Below are 16,005 nucleotides of genomic sequence, written 5' to 3' on the forward strand. Positions count from 1 at the left end.
CCACGCACATGGACAGGGACCACCTGCCCCGCTTCACGGCGGCCGCAGTCCAGGCCGCACCCGTCTACCTCGACCCCGCCGCCACCGTCGACAAGGCCGTGGCCCTGATCGCCGAGGCCGCGGCGGGTGGCGCCCAACTGGTTGTCTTTCCCGAGGTGTTCGTCCCCGGCTACCCCTACTGGAACTGGACGATGAACCCGGTCCAGGGCTCCCCCTGGTTCGAGCGGCTCCAGCGCGCCTCCGTCGACATCCCCGGCCCGCACGTCGACACCCTGCGCGCCGCGGCCCGCCGGCACGGCGTCGTCCTCGTTATCGGGGTCAACGAGCGTGCCCCGCACAGCCTCGGCGTCCTCTACAACACCCTGCTCACCATCGGCCCCGACGGCGAACTCCTCGGGGTGCACCGCAAGCTGGTGCCGACCTGGGCCGAGAAGCTCACCTGGACCGGCGGGGACGGCAGCTCCCTGGTCGTCCACGACACTCCCGTCGGCCCGCTCGGTGTTCTGGCCTGCGGCGAGAACACCAACACCCTGGCCCGCTTCGCCCTCCTCGCGCAGGGCGAACTCGTCCACGCCTCCTGCTACATCGCGCTGCCCGTCGCCCCCGCCGACTACGACATGGCCGACGCGATCGCCGTGCGTACCGCCGCCCACAGCTTCGAGGGCAAGGTCTTCTCCGTCGTGGCCTGTTCCACCGTCTCCCCGGAGATCGTGGACGCCCTCGCCGGGGACGACGAGGAGCTGCGGAAGCAGTTCACCCGCCCCCGCAGCGCCCTGTCCGGGATCTTCGGCCCCGACGGCCGCCCGGTCACCGAACCCCTCGTCGACGAGGAGGGCATCGTCTACGGGGAGATCGACCTCGCCCGGTGCATCCAGCCCAAGCAGATGCACGACATCGTCGGCCACTACAACCGCTTCGACGTCTTCCGCCTCGAGGTGGACAACCGCCCCCGGCCGCCGGTCTCCTTCACCGCGCCCACCGCTCCCGGTGCGGCGCCGATCGCTCCCGCCACCCCCGCCCCTTCCGAGGAGGACGTATGACCATCGAGCAGGACGACACGATGCTCGGCCGTGCCCGCGTGTCCGACACCCCGGAACTCACCCGCTACTACGAGGAGCTCGCCACGCTCGACGCGGGCGCGCTGTGGACCGTCGCCAACGACATCGAGCCCTGGTACCCGCAGCCGCGGTCCGTACCCGTGCTGTGGCGCTACGCGGAGCTGCGCCCCCTGGTCCACAAGGCCCTCGGCCTCGTCGCGGGCGACGACGCCGGCCGCCGGGTCGTCATGCTCGTCAACCCGGGCCGCAAGGAGGTCAGCGCCGCCGCCGGACTCCTCTACACCGGGCTCCAGATCATGGGCCCCGGCGAGGCCATGACCGCCCACCGCCACCAGGCCGCGGCCCTGCGCTTCGTCCACGAGGGCACCGGAGCCTGGACGATCGTCGACGGCCAGAAGCTGAAGGTCGGCCCCCGCGACTTCGCGATCACCCCCAACGGGACCTGGCACGAGCACGGCAACGACGCCGACGACGCCCCCGTCATCTGGCAGGACGGACTCGACATCCCCTTGGTCAACGCGCTGGACGCTGGGTTCTACGAGGTCCACCCCGAGCTGTACCAGACCCCCGGGAAGGTCATCAACTCCTCGGTCCTGACCTATGCGGCGAACCTCCTGCCGTACGGTGCGCAGAAGTGGACCCGGCCGTATTCGCCGCTGCTCGCCTACCCCTGGGAGCCCACGTACGAGGCCCTGCGCGGCCTCGCGAAGGCGAGCGAGGGTTCCCCGTACGACGGGATCATCGCCGAGTACACCAACCCGGTCACCGGCGGCTCCGTCATGCCCACCATGGGCGCCCACATGCAGCTGCTGCGCCCCGGCCAGGCCACCCTCGCGCACCGCCACACCGGCTCGGTGATCTACACGGCGGCCAAGGGCCGCGGGGTCTCGGTGATCGCCGGACAGCGCTTCGAGTGGCAGCAGGGCGACATCTTCTGCGTCCCGTCCTGGGCCTGGCACGAGCACCACAACCTCGACCCGGCCGAGGACGCCTGCCTCTTCTCCTTCAACGACTTCCCCGTCATGCGCTCGCTCGGATTCCACCGGGAAGAGGCGTACCCCGACAACGGCGGCCACCAGCCCGCCACCGCCGCCTGACCCACGAGGAGCCCCCGCATGCGCGTGCTGACCTTCACCCACGGCCCCGACGACACCACCGAACGACTGGGCGCCGAGAGCGACGGCCTCGTCCTCGACCTCGCGGTCCTCGCCGACCACGCCGGTGTCCGACTCCCGCACGACCTGCTGTCCTTCGTCCAGGCCGGCCCCGCCGCCCTGGAGGCGGCCCGGAGCCTGCTCGCCGCGGACCCCGCCGGCCGCCCGGACGGGGCCGTCCACCGCCCCGGCGACGTGACCCTGCGCGCACCCCTGCGCCCGGGCAAGATCATCGGAGTGGGACTCAACTACATCGAGCACGTCGAGGAGTCCAGCCGCAGCCTCGACACCGACAAGGACCTGCCGCCGCGCCCGGTCCTCTTCGGCAAGCCCGCCACCGCCGTCACCGGACCCGGAGCGCCGATCCTGCACAACGCCGACCTGACCACCCAGCTGGACTGGGAGTGCGAGCTCGCCGTCGTCATCGGCCGCACCGCCTTCCGGGTGAGCGAGGAGGAGGCGTACGACCACATCTTCGGCTTCAGCATCATCAACGACATCAGCGCCCGCGACCAGCGGCGTTCCGGCCAGTGGTTCTTCTCCAAGGGCCAGGACTCCTACGCCCCCTTCGGCCCGGTGGTCGTGACCCGCGACGCGATCCACGACCCGATGGCCCTCAACCTCTCGCTGCGCGTCAACGGCGTCACCAAGCAGAAGTCGAACACCCGGCACATGCTCTTCCCGATCGCCCGACTCATCGCCGACATCAGCTCCGGCATGACCCTGGAACCCGGCGACGTGATCGCGACGGGCTCACCGTCCGGCGTCGGCGCCGGCATGGTCCCGCCCGAGTTCCTGCAACCCGGTGACACCGTCGAAGCCACGGTCGAAGGCATCGGCACCCTGACCAACCCCGTCGTCGACGCCCGCTGACCCCGCACAGGCAAAGAGGAGCACCCGTGTCACCCCGCACCTACCGCATCGGCCAGATCGTGCCGAGCTCCAACGTCACCATGGAGACCGAGGTCCCGGCCATCCTCCGGGCCCGCCAGGCCGTCGCACCCGACGAGCGCTTCACCTTCCACTCCAGCCGGATGCGCATGACCCATGTGACCCCGGAACAGCTCAAGGCCATGGACGCCGACTCCGACCGCTGCGCCGTGGAACTCTCCGACGCCAGGGTCGACGTACTGGGCTACGCCTGCCTGGTCGCCATCATGAGCATGGGCCTCGGCTACCACCGCACCTCGGAGCAGCGGCTGCACACGCGGACCGCCGAGAACGGCGCGCCCGCCCCCGTCGTCACCAGCGCCGGAGCCCTCGTCCACGGGCTGCACACCATCGGCGCCCGGAAGATCGTGCTGCTGGCCCCCTACATGCGCCCGCTCACCCGGACCGTCGTGGACTACCTCACGCACGAGGGCATCGAGGTCCTCGACCACCAGGCCCTCGAGATCCCCGACAACCTCGACGTCGCCGCCCACGACCCGGCCCGGCTGCCGGGCCTCGCGCGGGCCCTGGAGTACGCCGACGCGGACGCGGTCGTGCTCTCGGCCTGCGTGCAGATGCCGTCCCTGGGCGCCATCGAGGAGGCCGAGCAACTCCTCGGCAAGCCGGTGGTGTCGGCGGCCGTCTGCACCGCCCACCAGATGCTGCGCGCCCTGGACCTGGACGCGGTGGCCCCGGGCGCGGGCCACCTGCTCTCCGGCCCCTACGCACGCACCCCCCTGCCCACCCGAACCGCGTCCTAGCGCATCGGCGGCGGCACCGTGTAGTTCGGGATCGACGGGTCCTTCGGGTCGAAGGGCGTCGGCTTCCAGCTCGCCGGCGGCGGGCGGTCGGGCGCCGGGGGCGGGTTGGTGCCCCGGTCGGGGTTCTGCGGGATCTGCGACGGGCCCGCGGGGCTCCGCTCCGGCGCCGGTCCGCCCGGGGCCGAAGGCCCCGGCTCCGCGGACGGCTGCGCGCTCGCCGGCCCCGAGGGGGAGGGGGCCGGCGGGGCGGTCGCCGGGGTGGAGGCCGGGGCCGGAGCGCCCGGCTTCCCGGTGCCCGGCCCGTCCGCGCCGCCGGAGCAGCCGGCCAGCATCAGGGCGCCCGCCAGCGCCACGGTCACGGCGCCCGCCACCCGGTTTCCGGAACCCATGCCCACCGCCCGCCGTGCCGAACGGCCCGTCCGTTCGAGTCGGGCGATCGTAGCTCAGCCGCGCGCCGCCGCCCCCGGCAGGATGATCGTGACCCCGCGCCCCGGCGACGTACCCATCGCGGCCAGCGCCGCCGGGGCGTCGTCGAGCGGGACGGTCGAGGTGACCAGCAGGTCCGGCCGCAGCACCCCGCTCCGGACCAGTTCCATCATGGGCGGGTACGCGTGCGCCGCCATCCCGTGGCTGCCGAGGATCTCCAGCTCCCAGCCGATCACCCGGTCCATCGGCCAGGCCGCCGCGCCGGCCGCCGCCGGCAGCAGTCCCACCTGCACGTGCCGCCCCCGCCGGCGCAGCCCGGCCACCGAGGCCGCCGCCGTCTGCGGCGACCCCAGCGCGTCGAGCGAGAGGTGCGCGCCCCCGCCGGTCGCTTCCCGCACCGCCCGGGCGGTGTCGGCGCCGTCGCGGGCGTCCACGGCGTGCACGGCGCCGAACTTCCGCGCCAGTTCCAGCGCCTCCGGCGCCGTGTCCACCGCCACCACCCGGGCCCCGGCCGCAGCCGCGATCATCACGGCGGAGAGCCCCACCCCGCCGCAGCCGTACACGGACACCCATTCGCCCGCCGCCACCCTGCCCTGCGCCACCACCGCCCGGAAGGCCGTCGCGAAGCGGCAGCCGAGACCGGCCGCCGTCGCGTACGAGAGCTCCTCGGGCACGGCCACCAGGTTCACGTCGGCGTGGTCCAGGGCCACGTACTCGGCGAAGGACCCCCAGTGCGTGAACCCGGGCTGCGTCTGCCGGGCGCACACCTGGTGGTGGCCGGCCGCGCAGTCGGCGCAGCTGCCGCAGGCGCACACGAACGGCGTCGTGACCCGGTCACCGACCCGCCAGTTCCTGACACCGGCCCCCACCGCCTCGACCACACCCGCGAGTTCGTGCCCGGGGACGTGCGGCAGCACGATGTCCGGGTCGTGCCCCATCCAGCCGTGCCAGTCGCTGCGGCACAGCCCGGTGGCCTCGACGCGCACCACCACCCCGCCCGCCGGCGGAGCCGGCTCCGCCACGTCCTTGACCTCGGCCCGCTCCCCGTACCGCTCGAAGACCACCGCCCGCACGGCTGCCACCCTCCGCTCGACTGACCGGCACGCTACCGCGCGTCAGGGCGCGCCGTCCCCGGCCCGCGCGAGGGCCACTACTCCGGCGCAGATCAGGGCCACGCCCAGCAGCTGGGGGAGCAGCCACCAGCCCGACCGCAGGTGTTCCTCGTAGAGGATCACGCCCAGTGCGATGCTGATGCTCGCGTCGCCGAGCGTCAGCGCGGGCTGCGAGGCGACCAGCGGCCCGCCCTGCATGGCGTGTTCCAGCAGCAGCAGGGCGCAGATGCCGCTCGCCCCGAAGGCGTACGTCTCCCAGGTGGTCAGGAAGGCGACGAAGCCGCTGTCGTCGAGGACGTGCACCGCCGACTTCATCAGGGCGGCCGTGAGCGCGTAGCAGACGGCGGTGGCGGCCCCGAGGCACACGGCCCGCGAACGGCCGGGCGGACGGCGCAGACCTGCGACGGCGAGCAGGGCGACGACCACCGCGCAGGCGGTCAGCGCGACCGCCCACCGCTCGGTCGGCACGTCCGTACGGTTGCCCGCGGGCGAGGCGGCCACCAGTGCGATCCCGAGCCCCGCCACCACCCCCGCCACGGCCAGCCACAGCGCCCGCGGCAGCCGTTGCCGCGTCACCAGCGAGGCGATCAGCAGCGCGAGCGGCAGCTCCAGCACGAACAGCGGCTGTACGAGGGCCAGTGCGCCCGTGGCCAGGGCCGCGGCCTGCCCCGCACCGGCCGCGATGACGGCGAGGATGCCGCCGATCCACAGCGGGCGCTTCAGCAGATCGAGCACCAGGCCGAAGCGGAAGCCGTCGCTCTGCGGCACGGTGAGCGCGGCCCGCCGCTGGAGCACGGTGGCCAGCGCGTTGCTGAACGCCGCGAACAGCGCGAAGAGGACCGGCAGGACGACGCCCATGCCCCGATCCTCACGGCGCCCGCCGCGCGTCCGCGCCGCGACACCGGGCCGGGGCCCTCACGCCCCGCGCATTCCCCCGTCCGGACCTGCGCGCCGCAGGGCGAGCGCCGCGAGGGCCTCGGGGGCGCCGGCCTGGCCCCGGATACCGGGGAAGGCGTTGACGTCCACGATCAGCGGTGTCCCGCCCCCGGTGTCGATGATGTCCACGCCGTAGACGTCCAGCGCGAACACCGTCCCCACCTCGCGCACCAGATCGGCCCATCCGCGGGGCAGCTCGGCCAGGGGCAGCGACCGGGTGGGGCCACGGCCGCCGGGGGAGAGCTCGGATCGGCGCAGGGCCGAGAAGACCCGGTCCCCGATCGCCCACAGCTTGTGGTCCCAGCCGCTGTTGGGCGCGTACTCCTGCACCACCACCGGCTCGTGCGGCCACTGACGCGCCAACTCCCGCAGGCGCGTCACGTCGTCGACGCGCGCCACGAGGTCGCCCCGGCGGCTGCGCCGGCTCTTGAGCACCACGGGGCCGTCGAGCCGGGCCCCGGCGGCCCACGCCGAGAGGGACCCGTGGCCGCGGGTGGCGGCGAACGGCAGGCCGGCCCGCAGTGCGAGGTCCGCCATCTGCGTACGGTCCTGGCACAGCTCCGTGGCCGCCGCGGAGTTCACCACGGTCGCCCCGCGCCGCTCCAGGTCCCGCGCGAGCCCCAGCGCCTGCGGTGTCCGCGACTTCAGCAGGTACACCTCGGCGAGCGGCAGCGCCGCGGCTCCCGGTGCGGCCGGGTCGACGGCTTCGACGGTGTGTTCCGGGGCCAGCAGCGCGGTGGCGTCCGCCAGCAGCGGATGCCCGGGCTCCGGGGTGATCAGGCCGATCCTCACGCGCCGTCGCCCCCCACGGCCGAGACCTGCGCCGGGATCGACAGCGGAAGCGCCTCGTACGGCGGCGGCGTGGGCGAGGGCACCGTCGCGGTCGTGGTCGCCGGCGGCTGCGTCGGACCGCCCGCCCGCGCCAGGTCCAGGACCGCCCGGGCGACCCGCGCCGCCGCGTCCGGCACCTGACGGAAGCTCGGGAAGTCGTTCACGTCGACGACCACCGGCCCGTCCGGGCCCAGCAGCACGTCCACGCCGTACAGGTCCAGCCCGTACACCGCCCCGACCTGGGCGGCGATCGCCGCCACCTCGGCCGACAGCGGCACGCGGCGCTCCCGTACCGAGGGGTCCGGGTGCAGCGGGGAACACCGCTCGGTCGCGAACAGCTCGCCGCCGACCCCGTACACCTTGATGTCCGTACCCGAGTTGGGCACGTACGGCTGGGCGATGAGCAGGCCCTCGCCCGCGAGCACGGGCAGCAGGGATTCCAGCTGCTCCGGCGACGGCACCAGGTGCACGGCCCGTCCGGAGCTGCCGTCGGCGGGCTTGACGACGAGCGGGTACTCCGCCGCCGGGATCTCCCGGAGCAGCTCGGGGAGGGCCACCGCGTACGTCGGAGGCAGCGGGAGCCCCCGGCCGCGCCCGATGGCGGCGGCCAGCGCCTTGTCCCGTACGCCCCGGATCGACCGGGCGTCGTTGACGGTGGTCATGCCGGCCGCGGCCGCGGCCTCCAGCAGCGTCAGGCCCGGACCGCCGGACACCGTCTTGAGCACCCATGCGTCGTGCGCACCCGCGTCCACCACCTCGGTCATGCGCAGCAGCGAGCCACCGGGCCGCACCACGTCCACCTGGTGCCCCCACGCGGTCAGCTGCCCGATCACCTCGTTCGGCATGCCGTCGTGGCGGTAGTGCTCCTCCACCAGGAAGCAGAGCCTCATGGACCTTCCCCATATTCCCCGGACGTCCGCCGATACCGTCCGGCGAGTTGTGACGTCACAGGATGTCATGGACCGCAATGTGATGATCGGTCCGAGTGTGGGCTTCCTTGCCGTGCTGCTCCGCCGTGCTTCGCGGTCGCGCTTCCCGCCGCCGGGCCCGGCCGGCGGGCGCACGCGCCGGAAATCCCGGTGAATCATCGGACAATCGGCTGCTAGGTTGGCCGCGTGCCGAAGCTGAATCAGATCATCGCAGTGGAAAAGGGCGTCAAGTCCAAGTCCCTCCAGGAGCTCACGCAGGCTCACCACGACGTCCAGAAGCCCGCCCTGCTGGCCGGTATCTCCCGGACCTACCAGCCCAAGGACGAGGAGGGCGAGCAACTGCCGCCCGAGTCCACCCGGGTGCAGATCAAGGCCGAGGACGTGCTGCGCGCGACGGCCGGAACCCTCACGCGGCTGTTCGACGTGACGGCGACCAAGGACTGGGCCAACCGCAGCGCGGCCGCCGACGTCGTCGTGGACGGGACGGTCCTGCTGGCGCAGGTGCCCGTACCGTACCTGCTCTTCCTGGAGAAGCAGCTCACGGACATGCACACCTTCGTACGGAAGCTGCCGGTGCTGGACGCCTCCGAATCCTGGAACCTGGACCCGTCCACGGACTCCTGGAAGACGGACCCGGTGCGCACCATCCGCACCAAGAAGGTGCCGCGCAACCACGTGAAGGCCGAGGCCACCGAGAAGCACCCGGCGCAGGTCGAGGTGTACTACGAGGACGTTCCGGTCGGGTACTGGACGACCGTGAAGTTCTCCGGTGCGCTTCCCGCCCGGCGGGTCAACGAGCTGATCGACCGCGTGGAGAAGCTCCAGCAGGCCGTCAAGTTCGCCCGCGAGGAGGCCAACAGCGCCGAGGTCACCGACCAGCGGGTCGGGGACGCGGTGTTCGGCTACCTGTTCAGGTAGCCCCCAGAACTCCCCCTGTATGTCTGCAGGGGGTGCGCGAGAGCGCAAGCTGAAACTGATGTTGAAGCTGAACAGGGGTGTCAGTTGGGGGTTCGAATCCCTCCCCCGGCATTGCGTGCCGGGGTGGCCCAAGCCGGTAGAGGCGGCCCCTCAATCTCAGATTCTCGCTCCAGTCTCAGTATTCGCCGCCGAACACCGGATCGACCGAGCGTGGACGATCATCGATGGATGGGGGTTCAAGTCCCCTCTGCGCCTCTCCTCGTGGCGCGGTAGTTCAAAGGCAGAACACGTCGATCTAAGAATGATCCGCGACTCTTAAACGTGCCGGTGTGCGCAATTGGGTGGCACACAGGAGCCCGGGAGCTGGATATGCTCCCGGGCTCCGTCACGTTCCGGCGGGACCGGTACGGCCCCGGCCGGAACCGCTGCGGCTCAGGCCGTCACCGGTACGGACACGAACGCCTTGCCCGACTCGTTCTCGACGAGGATCGCCCGGACGTCCGCAGGGTCCACGGCCGCCGATCCGTCCAGCGCCGCGCCCTTGGCCTCGCCGTTCTCCTGGCTGCCCGTGACCCAGCCGCCGGCGGTGGTGCGCGTACCGTTCTTGGAGACCACGACCAGCCGGCACCGCTCGCCCGGCGGCACTCCCGTGACCGCCGCACGCACCCGCACCCACTTGGTGGCGGGCGTCATCTGCACGGTCATCCGCGCACCCGTGCCCTTGTCGGTCGCGGAGAGCACCTTGGTCCCCGCGGGGGGCGGCGACGGGTCCGCCGTGGCCGTCGGGGAGGGCGGCACGGGCGGCAGTGCGACGGCCCCCGATTCACCCGTACCCAGCTGGGTACCGGCCCAGAACACGGCGGCCAGCGAGGCCGCCACGGCCAGTCCCGTCAGACCCGCGCGCCGGCGCCGGTCACCCGCCTGCTCACCGCGCATCTGCCGCAGGGTGCGCTGCAGCAGCAGGTCCCCGCCCTGCGGCGGACCGTCGAGGAACGCCTCGTCGGGCACTTCGCCCAGTGCCGCCTCCATCTCGCGCAACGCGGTCACCTCCTCCCGGCACTGCACGCACCCGCTCATGTGTTCCTCGACCCGGCGGATCTCCTCGGCGTCCAGGACGCCGAGTACATAGGGGCCGAGCAGTTCCTCCTCGTGCCGCTGCCGGTTCATGCCACCACCTCACGCAGTCCGGCGGGCTGCTGGGGCGGCCTGCCCGATCGTTTTCCTTCTCTGGAACCGATGTCCCTGAAGCCGTCGCTCTTGAAGACGTCGCGCAGCGCCTTGAGGGCGTAGTGCGAACGCGATTTGACCGTGCCCGCCGGGATGCCGAGGCTGTCGGCCGCCTCCGCGACGCTGAGCTGCCGGTAGTACAACTCCTTGAGCACGTCGCGGTGTTCCGGCGACAGCTGGTCGAGGGCCCCCAGGACCGTCATGCTGTCCACCACCGAGTCGGCGTGGTCCGCCTCCACCGGGGGAGCGGAGGAGGCCCCGGAGACCTCCGCGGGCCGGGCGGCCTTGGCCCGGTAGCGGTCGGTGATGATGTTGCGGGCCACCGTGAGCAGCCAGCCGCGCACCGAGCCCTTTCCGTTGACCAGCACCTCGGAGTGCCGCCAGGCCCGGATGAGCGTCTCCTGGACGACATCCTCGGCGGCGGCCCGGTCTCCGGTGAGCCGGGTGGCGTACGCGAGCAGGGCGTGGCCGTGCTCCTCGTACACCGACTTGATCAGTGCCTCATCGGTCGAGCCCCGCCGAGTGCGGGGCCACAGTGGTCCGGCCATCTCACCCTCTCCGTCTTCCTCGCATATGTGGTGCGGTCGGAACACGCCATCGGGACGCATTCGGTTCAAGTGACCTGCGTCACTCAGATCCGGCAGACGCGGCCCGCGTTGAGGCAGTCGACGACCGCGGCCATCTGCCGGTCGGTCATCGCGTTCACGAACATCGCGTGATCGGTCTTCGGGCTGTGCCGCTGCTCCGGGAAGGAGTCGAGCGCCACGTTCAGCCCCGGGGGGACCTCGTAGGCGAGGGACAGGCGCAGTTCGGGCACCGGGAAGGTGTCCTTCGGGCAGACCCCGTTCCCGGCGGGGAAGCGCAGGTGCGAGCGGTGCGTGGCGCCGACGGTGTCGAGGCCGTTCCAGCAGCTCGGGAAGACCAGGGTGCGGGTCACCCGGTCACCGGTGGGGCAGCGCGGGTAGCGCGTCGTGGCCCGGTCCGGGGAGCCCGAACACCCCCAGCGGGCCCGGACGTCGGCCTCGTCGGCGGCCGTGTACGCGACGGCGTCGCCCGTCATCCCGCGCAGGAAGCGCGGCATCGGCACGACCTTGCTCACCGGGTTGCCGCGGAACTCCACCACGACCGAGGCCTCCGGCAGGATCTCGCCGACGTTGCCGTGTCCCGCCGAACCCTCGTGCGGGCGCGTGCCCGGGCGGTCGGGGCGCCGCAGGACGGGCCAGTAGTACGTGGACCGGTCGCCGCCGGTGCAGCTCGTGGCGGCGGCGTCCAGGGACGCCGCGGTCGACATCGCGTTCGTGGAGAGGTTTCCGACGTAGGCGTGCGTGTGGTGGGCGCCGCCCGGCAGGCCGGGCGAGACCACCAGGTTGTCCTCGTTGTAGTGGCCCTGCTCGTTGCGGCCGCACTCCACCACCACCGAGCCGGCCGACCCTTCGGGCCCCGGGACGGGTGTGGCGGCCGAGCCGCGCGGAACGTCGCGTATGTCGACATAGTCGGACGGCGCGGGCCGCCCGGACGCCGTTCCGGCGTGCGGCCCGACCGCCCGCGATGCTCCCAGTACCGCTGCGATCAGCCCGCCGCCCAGGACCAGGCAGATGATGAGCGTGAGCAGCCGGTGTTCGTTCCCCATGGCGGTCACCGTTGCCGGTGGCGCCCCCGTCGTCAACCTGGCATCCGTATGGCGGTCGCAGCGGGGCGGTTAGGGTGACGGCAGGGGTTCCGGTGAAAGGGGTCGCAGGCATGGACGCAGGGCTTGACCAGGAGCGCTGGGACGCCACGCGCTCCTGGGTGGAGAAGGGGCTGCCCGAGGCGGAGCGCATCGAGAAGGCGGTGCGGCTGCGCGGCGGCTGGACCTCGCAGATGCGGCGCCTGGACCTCTGCGACGGCCCGGACGGCCGGCGTTCGCTCGTCCTGCGGTCTTTCGTCAAGCCCTTCTACCTCCGGCACGCGGAGGGGCTGCTGAGCCGGGAGGCGGCGATCCTGGGCCTGCTCGGCGACACGGACGTGCCCGCGGCGACGCTCGTGGCGCTGGATGCGACGGGCGAGCACTGCGACCATCCCTCCCTGCTGATGTCCCTGCTGCCGGGGAGCGTGCGCCTGGACGACCGGGGCGCCGACGACCGCGCCGCACTGCTGGCCCGGCAGCTGGTGGACATCCACCGGCTGCGGGTGCCCGTACAGCGACGGCCGCGCACCTACCAGGCCTGGGCCTCTCCCGAGCGGGTGACCCCGCCCGCGGCCACCGGCCGGCCCGAGCTCTGGAGGCGGGCGGTCGACGTCATCCGCCGCGACGCACCCGCGTATCGGGGCTGTTTCCTGCACCGGGACTTCCACCCCGGGAACGTCCTCTTCACGGGCGCCGGCGCGGACCTCCGCATCAGCGGGGTCGTCGACTGGGTGGAGACCTCCTGGGGGCCGGCCGACCTCGACGTGGCCCACTGCTCGACGGCCCTGGCCCTCCTGCACGGCGTCCCCGCCGGCATGGCCTTCGCCGACCGCTACGCCGCCGCGGGAGGCACCCTGGCCGAGGATCCCGCGGCCCACCTCCACTGGCGGCTGCTGGACGCGCTGGGCTTCGCGCCGGACGCGGAGAAGGTGGCCGTCCCCTGGCGCGAACTGGGCCGCGCCGACCTGACGACCGGTGTGCTGACCGAGCGGCTGGAGGCGTACCTGCACGCCCTGTTCGAACGGTACGGCTGAACGGCGCCCCGCCGACCCAGGGGTCCAGGTTGTCCGTGGGGCCGCTTGTCCGGCCGGGCGGCGGCCGGACACAGTGGGGCGTATGACATCAGCGCTGACACCCGCCGAGCTCCTGCACGCATTCGCCCGCACCCGCGCCTCGCTCGACGGCGCCGAGGTCACCTACTGGTGGACCGGGGACGTGCACTCCTGGGCGCCCGGCGAGCCCTACCGGCGCCTCTTCGGCTTCGAGGGGCTCAACGTCGCGCGCCTCGTGGCGGACCGGGAGACCGGCGGCTACGAGCTCCTGTCCAGGGAAGCCGCCTTCTACCTGGACCCCGGGACCCGGGAGATCCTGGAGACCTGGCAGGACAAGCCGGTGGTCCACGTCTGGAACGACCCGGCCAACCAGAGGTGGCGGCCGTTCCCCGTCCCCGTGACGGAACTGGGCGACCAGGTCTGCTTCAGCCTGGAGATCCCGCTGGCCTACCCCTCGCCCCTGCCGGTCGCGCAGTACCCCGCCCACTCGGCCGACGACACCTACCGCGCCCTGGAGCTCTTCCAGTTCTTCGCGCCCGCGGCCGCCCTGACCACCGACGTCGCGAGCGTCCCCGCCACCATGTCCTGGACCCGGATGTCCCCGTGGCTGCCCTGGATGGAACAGGGGCAGCGCCCCGGCGGCCTCACCTTCCACTGCCGCGGCCGCAAGCTGGACTCGTACGCTCAGGTCCCGGAGCGCACCCGGGCGTACATCGCCGAGCGGCACCCCGAATTCGCCCACGCCCCCGAGAAGTGGAGCGAGCCGAACGAGACCAGCTGGACGTACTTCCGCCGGCTCGTCCCGCCGCAGTAATTCCCCTGGTCAGAGGCCCTGCCGAGGGACCCCCGGGGGGCGGCGCAGGGGCCGGACAAGGGTTTTCCCCGTATCGAGTTCATCCCCGTGTTGCCTACTGTCTGCCCACCGGCGATCTTCCCCCGACTCTACGGCACACACGCCAACCCCACATGGCGTGAAGGCCGCACCGTCGGGGGGAGAGCCGGGAATGCCGTTGCCCTGCCCCGCCGTTGCGGCTCGGCAACGTGGCACGCGGCGGCCGGGGCGAGTTCGACCACCTCGCTCCCGGCCCCGCGGCCGCCGGAACCTCCCACACTGCACCGACCGGCCGCTCCGGCCTGCCCGGAACCGGCCCGCGAAAGGGAACTCGTGCACGCATCCAGACGTAGGCTCATATCCGTGGTGGCCATGTCCGTCACCCTGCTCGCCGGCTCCGCGACCGCCTCCGTGGCCCTGGCCACCGAGAACCCCGCCGCGGCCCCGGCCGCCACGGTGGTCCCGACGGCGCCGGTAGAGAACCTCATCGTCGGATACAAGTCCTCGGCCACCGAGGCAAGCTCCAACACCGCAGCGGCCGACGACGCCGCCGCCAAGGGCAAGAAGGCCGGCAAGAAGGCGAAGTTCGACCGCCGCCTCGGCACCGGAGCCGCGCTGGTCAACCTCGGGGGGACCGTGGCCCCGGCCGCCGCGGCCGACGTGATGGCCCAGTTCCGTGCCGACCCGGACGTCGCCTACGTGGAGCCGGACACCCGCGCCTACGCCCAGGCCGTCACCCCGAACGACACCGAGTACGCCAAGCAGTGGGACCTCTTCGAGCCCACCGCCGGCATGAACGTCCCCGGTGCCTGGGACAAGACCACGGGCTCCGGCGTCACCGTGGCCGTGATCGACACCGGCTACGTCGCCCACTCGGACGTCGCCGCGAACGTCGTCGCGGGCTACGACTTCATCTCGACCTCCTCCGAGGCCCGTGACGGCAACGGCCGTGACGCCAACCCCGCGGACGAGGGCGACTGGAACGCCACCGACGGCGAGTGCGGTGTCGGCTCCAAGGCCAGCACCTCCTCCTGGCACGGCACCCACGTCGCGGGCACCATCGCCGCGGCCACCAACAACTCCAAGGGCATCGCGGGCATCGCCTACGGCGCGAAGATCCAGCCCGTCCGCGTGCTCGGCAAGTGCGGCGGCTCCACCTCGGACATCGTCGACGCGATCACCTGGGCCTCCGGCGGCTCCGTCGCGGGCGTTCCGGCCAACGCCACCCCCGCCAAGGTCATCAACATGAGCCTCGGCGGTCCCGGTGCCTGCGGCACCAGCTACCAGAACGCGATCAACTCCGCCGTCGCCCGCGGCACGACCGTCGTGGTCGCCGCCGGCAACAGCAACGCCAACGCGTCCGGCTACTCGCCCGCCAGCTGCAACAACGTGATCAACGTGGCGTCGACCAACCGTGCCGGCGAGCGCTCGTACTACTCGAACTTCGGCTCGATCATCGACATCGCCGCCCCGGGCGGTGAGACCCGCCGCGCCACCGACACGCCCGGCACCGTCACCACCCCCGAGAACGCGATCCTCTCCACGCTGAACGCGGGCACCACCACCCCCGGCGCCGAGATCTACAAGCCCTACCAGGGCACCAGCATGGCCGCCCCGCACATCGCGGGTCTCGCCGCCCTGCTGAAGTCGGCGAACACCTCGCTGACCCCGGCCCAGATCGAGACGGCCATCAAGGCCAACTCCCGCCCGCTGCCCGGCACCTGCACCGGCGGCTGCGGCGCCGGCCTCGCCGACGCCGCCGCGACCGTCGCCGCCGTGACCTCGACCCCGCCCACCTCGGGCCGCGAGAACACCACGGACTACACGATCGCGGACAACAGCACCGTGGAGAGCCCGATCACCGTCACCGGTGTCACCGGCAACGCCCCGGCCGCCCTCAAGGTGGGCGTGAACATCGTCCACAGCTACATCGGTGACCTCAAGGTCGACCTGATCGCCCCGGACGGCAGCGTCTACAACCTGCACAACCGTTCCGGCAGCGGCACCGACAACATCAACCAGGTCTACACCGTGAACGCCTCCTCCGAGGTCGCGAACGGCACCTGGAAGCTCCGGGTCAACGACAACGCCGGCGGCGACACCGGCAAGATCGACTCCTGGAACCTGACCTTCTGATCAGGCGGCAAGTCGGCCTGACGGCCGGATAGTACGG

General features: G+C 72.6%; 16 protein-coding genes. 8 read left to right on the plus strand and 8 right to left on the minus strand.

Annotated elements, in window-relative coordinates; translation table 11 throughout:
• Positions 1 to 8 precede the first annotated feature (8 nt).
• The 4 genes from B6R96_RS32710 to B6R96_RS32725 all read left to right on the plus strand — a co-directional run bounded on the left by B6R96_RS32710 (position 9) and on the right by B6R96_RS32725 (position 3,903).
• A complete protein-coding gene (locus B6R96_RS32710) occupies positions 9 to 1,040 on the plus strand; it encodes a carbon-nitrogen hydrolase family protein (RefSeq protein ID WP_081524489.1) in 1,032 nt (343 codons plus the stop codon).
• A complete protein-coding gene (locus tag B6R96_RS32715) occupies positions 1,037 to 2,155 on the plus strand; it encodes a cupin domain-containing protein (protein WP_081524490.1) in 1,119 nt (372 codons plus the stop codon). Before B6R96_RS32710 ends, B6R96_RS32715 begins: the two co-directional genes overlap by 4 nt.
• A gap of 18 nt (positions 2,156 to 2,173) precedes the next feature.
• Entirely contained in the window at positions 2,174 to 3,085 is a 912-nt protein-coding gene (locus B6R96_RS32720; protein WP_081524491.1) for a fumarylacetoacetate hydrolase family protein, read from the plus strand.
• A gap of 80 nt (positions 3,086 to 3,165) precedes the next feature.
• Positions 3,166 to 3,903: a maleate cis-trans isomerase family protein gene (locus tag B6R96_RS32725; RefSeq protein WP_081525364.1), complete on the plus strand. Its 738-nt coding sequence runs from the start codon at positions 3,166 to 3,168 to the stop codon at positions 3,901 to 3,903.
• On the opposite strand, the gene B6R96_RS32730 is transcribed toward B6R96_RS32725, so the two are convergent.
• The 5 genes from B6R96_RS32730 to B6R96_RS32750 are packed head-to-tail and all read right to left on the minus strand — an operon-like array spanning position 3,900 to position 8,098.
• On the minus strand, positions 3,900 to 4,292 hold the full coding sequence (locus B6R96_RS32730) for a hypothetical protein (RefSeq protein ID WP_159396399.1): 393 nt from the start codon (positions 4,290 to 4,292) through the stop codon (positions 3,900 to 3,902). The genes B6R96_RS32725 and B6R96_RS32730 overlap by 4 nt on opposite strands.
• A 54-nt stretch (positions 4,293 to 4,346) precedes the next feature.
• Positions 4,347 to 5,402, minus strand: coding sequence for a zinc-dependent alcohol dehydrogenase family protein (locus B6R96_RS32735; protein ID WP_081524493.1), 1,056 nt, complete (start codon positions 5,400 to 5,402; stop codon positions 4,347 to 4,349).
• 42 nt (positions 5,403 to 5,444) lie between these two features.
• Positions 5,445 to 6,299 carry a DMT family transporter gene (locus B6R96_RS32740; RefSeq protein WP_081524494.1) on the minus strand — a complete coding sequence of 285 codons (855 nt, stop codon included), beginning with the start codon at positions 6,297 to 6,299 and terminating at the stop codon, positions 5,445 to 5,447.
• A 57-nt stretch (positions 6,300 to 6,356) separates the two neighbouring features.
• Positions 6,357 to 7,169, minus strand: a complete 813-nt coding sequence (locus B6R96_RS32745) for an ATP-grasp domain-containing protein (RefSeq protein WP_081524495.1) — start codon at positions 7,167 to 7,169, stop codon at positions 6,357 to 6,359.
• On the minus strand, positions 7,166 to 8,098 hold the full coding sequence (locus B6R96_RS32750) for an ATP-grasp domain-containing protein (protein WP_081524496.1): 933 nt from the start codon (positions 8,096 to 8,098) through the stop codon (positions 7,166 to 7,168). Before B6R96_RS32750 ends, B6R96_RS32745 begins: the two co-directional genes overlap by 4 nt.
• A gap of 225 nt (positions 8,099 to 8,323) precedes the next feature.
• On the opposite strand from B6R96_RS32750, the gene B6R96_RS32755 reads away from it, so the two are divergent.
• Positions 8,324 to 9,055, plus strand: coding sequence for a DUF7873 family protein (locus B6R96_RS32755; protein WP_030384522.1), 732 nt, complete (start codon positions 8,324 to 8,326; stop codon positions 9,053 to 9,055).
• A gap of 432 nt (positions 9,056 to 9,487) precedes the next feature.
• Here B6R96_RS32755 and B6R96_RS32760 read toward each other — a convergent pair whose 3' ends face one another.
• From B6R96_RS32760 to B6R96_RS32770, 3 genes are all read right to left on the minus strand, one after another.
• Complete coding sequence (locus tag B6R96_RS32760; RefSeq protein WP_030384523.1) at positions 9,488 to 10,222, minus strand: zf-HC2 domain-containing protein; 735 nt, start codon at positions 10,220 to 10,222, stop codon at positions 9,488 to 9,490.
• A complete protein-coding gene (locus B6R96_RS32765) occupies positions 10,219 to 10,830 on the minus strand; it encodes a sigma-70 family RNA polymerase sigma factor (protein ID WP_030384524.1) in 612 nt (203 codons plus the stop codon). Before B6R96_RS32765 ends, B6R96_RS32760 begins: the two co-directional genes overlap by 4 nt.
• Positions 10,831 to 10,913: 83 nt before the next feature.
• The gene (locus B6R96_RS32770; RefSeq protein WP_081525365.1) at positions 10,914 to 11,912 is read right to left on the minus strand and encodes a DUF1996 domain-containing protein; all 999 of its coding nucleotides are present in this window, start codon (positions 11,910 to 11,912) and stop codon (positions 10,914 to 10,916) included.
• Positions 11,913 to 12,022: 110 nt separating this feature from the next.
• On the opposite strand from B6R96_RS32770, the gene B6R96_RS32775 reads away from it, so the two are divergent.
• The 3 genes from B6R96_RS32775 to B6R96_RS32785 all read left to right on the plus strand — a co-directional run bounded on the left by B6R96_RS32775 (position 12,023) and on the right by B6R96_RS32785 (position 15,968).
• A complete protein-coding gene (locus tag B6R96_RS32775) occupies positions 12,023 to 12,982 on the plus strand; it encodes a phosphotransferase family protein (RefSeq protein ID WP_081524497.1) in 960 nt (319 codons plus the stop codon).
• A gap of 82 nt (positions 12,983 to 13,064) precedes the next feature.
• On the plus strand, positions 13,065 to 13,814 hold the full coding sequence (locus B6R96_RS32780) for a DUF1838 family protein (RefSeq protein ID WP_081524498.1): 750 nt from the start codon (positions 13,065 to 13,067) through the stop codon (positions 13,812 to 13,814).
• A 390-nt stretch (positions 13,815 to 14,204) separates the two neighbouring features.
• Positions 14,205 to 15,968 (plus strand): S8 family peptidase, encoded by a 1,764-nt coding sequence (locus B6R96_RS32785; RefSeq protein ID WP_030384528.1) that lies wholly within the window; start codon positions 14,205 to 14,207, stop codon positions 15,966 to 15,968.
• Positions 15,969 to 16,005: the final 37 nt, after the last annotated feature.

The organism is Streptomyces sp. Sge12 (assembly GCF_002080455.1).
Taxonomy (GTDB): Bacteria; Actinomycetota; Actinomycetes; order Streptomycetales; family Streptomycetaceae; genus Streptomyces.

Coding starts and splice junctions, on each gene's coding strand:
- B6R96_RS32765 (WP_030384524.1), bottom strand. CDS start 10,830: ATGGCCGGACCACTGTGGCCCCGCACTCGGCGGGGCTCGACCGATGAG.
- B6R96_RS32715 (WP_081524490.1), top strand. CDS start 1,037: ATGACCATCGAGCAGGACGACACGATGCTCGGCCGTGCCCGCGTGTCC.
- B6R96_RS32710 (WP_081524489.1), top strand. CDS start 9: ATGGACAGGGACCACCTGCCCCGCTTCACGGCGGCCGCAGTCCAGGCC.
- B6R96_RS32740 (WP_081524494.1), bottom strand. CDS start 6,299: ATGGGCGTCGTCCTGCCGGTCCTCTTCGCGCTGTTCGCGGCGTTCAGC.
- B6R96_RS32720 (WP_081524491.1), top strand. CDS start 2,174: ATGCGCGTGCTGACCTTCACCCACGGCCCCGACGACACCACCGAACGA.
- B6R96_RS32750 (WP_081524496.1), bottom strand. CDS start 8,098: ATGAGGCTCTGCTTCCTGGTGGAGGAGCACTACCGCCACGACGGCATG.
- B6R96_RS32760 (WP_030384523.1), bottom strand. CDS start 10,222: ATGAACCGGCAGCGGCACGAGGAGGAACTGCTCGGCCCCTATGTACTC.
- B6R96_RS32785 (WP_030384528.1), top strand. CDS start 14,205: ATGTCCGTCACCCTGCTCGCCGGCTCCGCGACCGCCTCCGTGGCCCTG.
- B6R96_RS32780 (WP_081524498.1), top strand. CDS start 13,065: ATGACATCAGCGCTGACACCCGCCGAGCTCCTGCACGCATTCGCCCGC.
- B6R96_RS32730 (WP_159396399.1), bottom strand. CDS start 4,292: ATGGGTTCCGGAAACCGGGTGGCGGGCGCCGTGACCGTGGCGCTGGCG.
- B6R96_RS32775 (WP_081524497.1), top strand. CDS start 12,023: ATGGACGCAGGGCTTGACCAGGAGCGCTGGGACGCCACGCGCTCCTGG.
- B6R96_RS32770 (WP_081525365.1), bottom strand. CDS start 11,912: ATGGGGAACGAACACCGGCTGCTCACGCTCATCATCTGCCTGGTCCTG.
- B6R96_RS32725 (WP_081525364.1), top strand. CDS start 3,166: ATGGAGACCGAGGTCCCGGCCATCCTCCGGGCCCGCCAGGCCGTCGCA.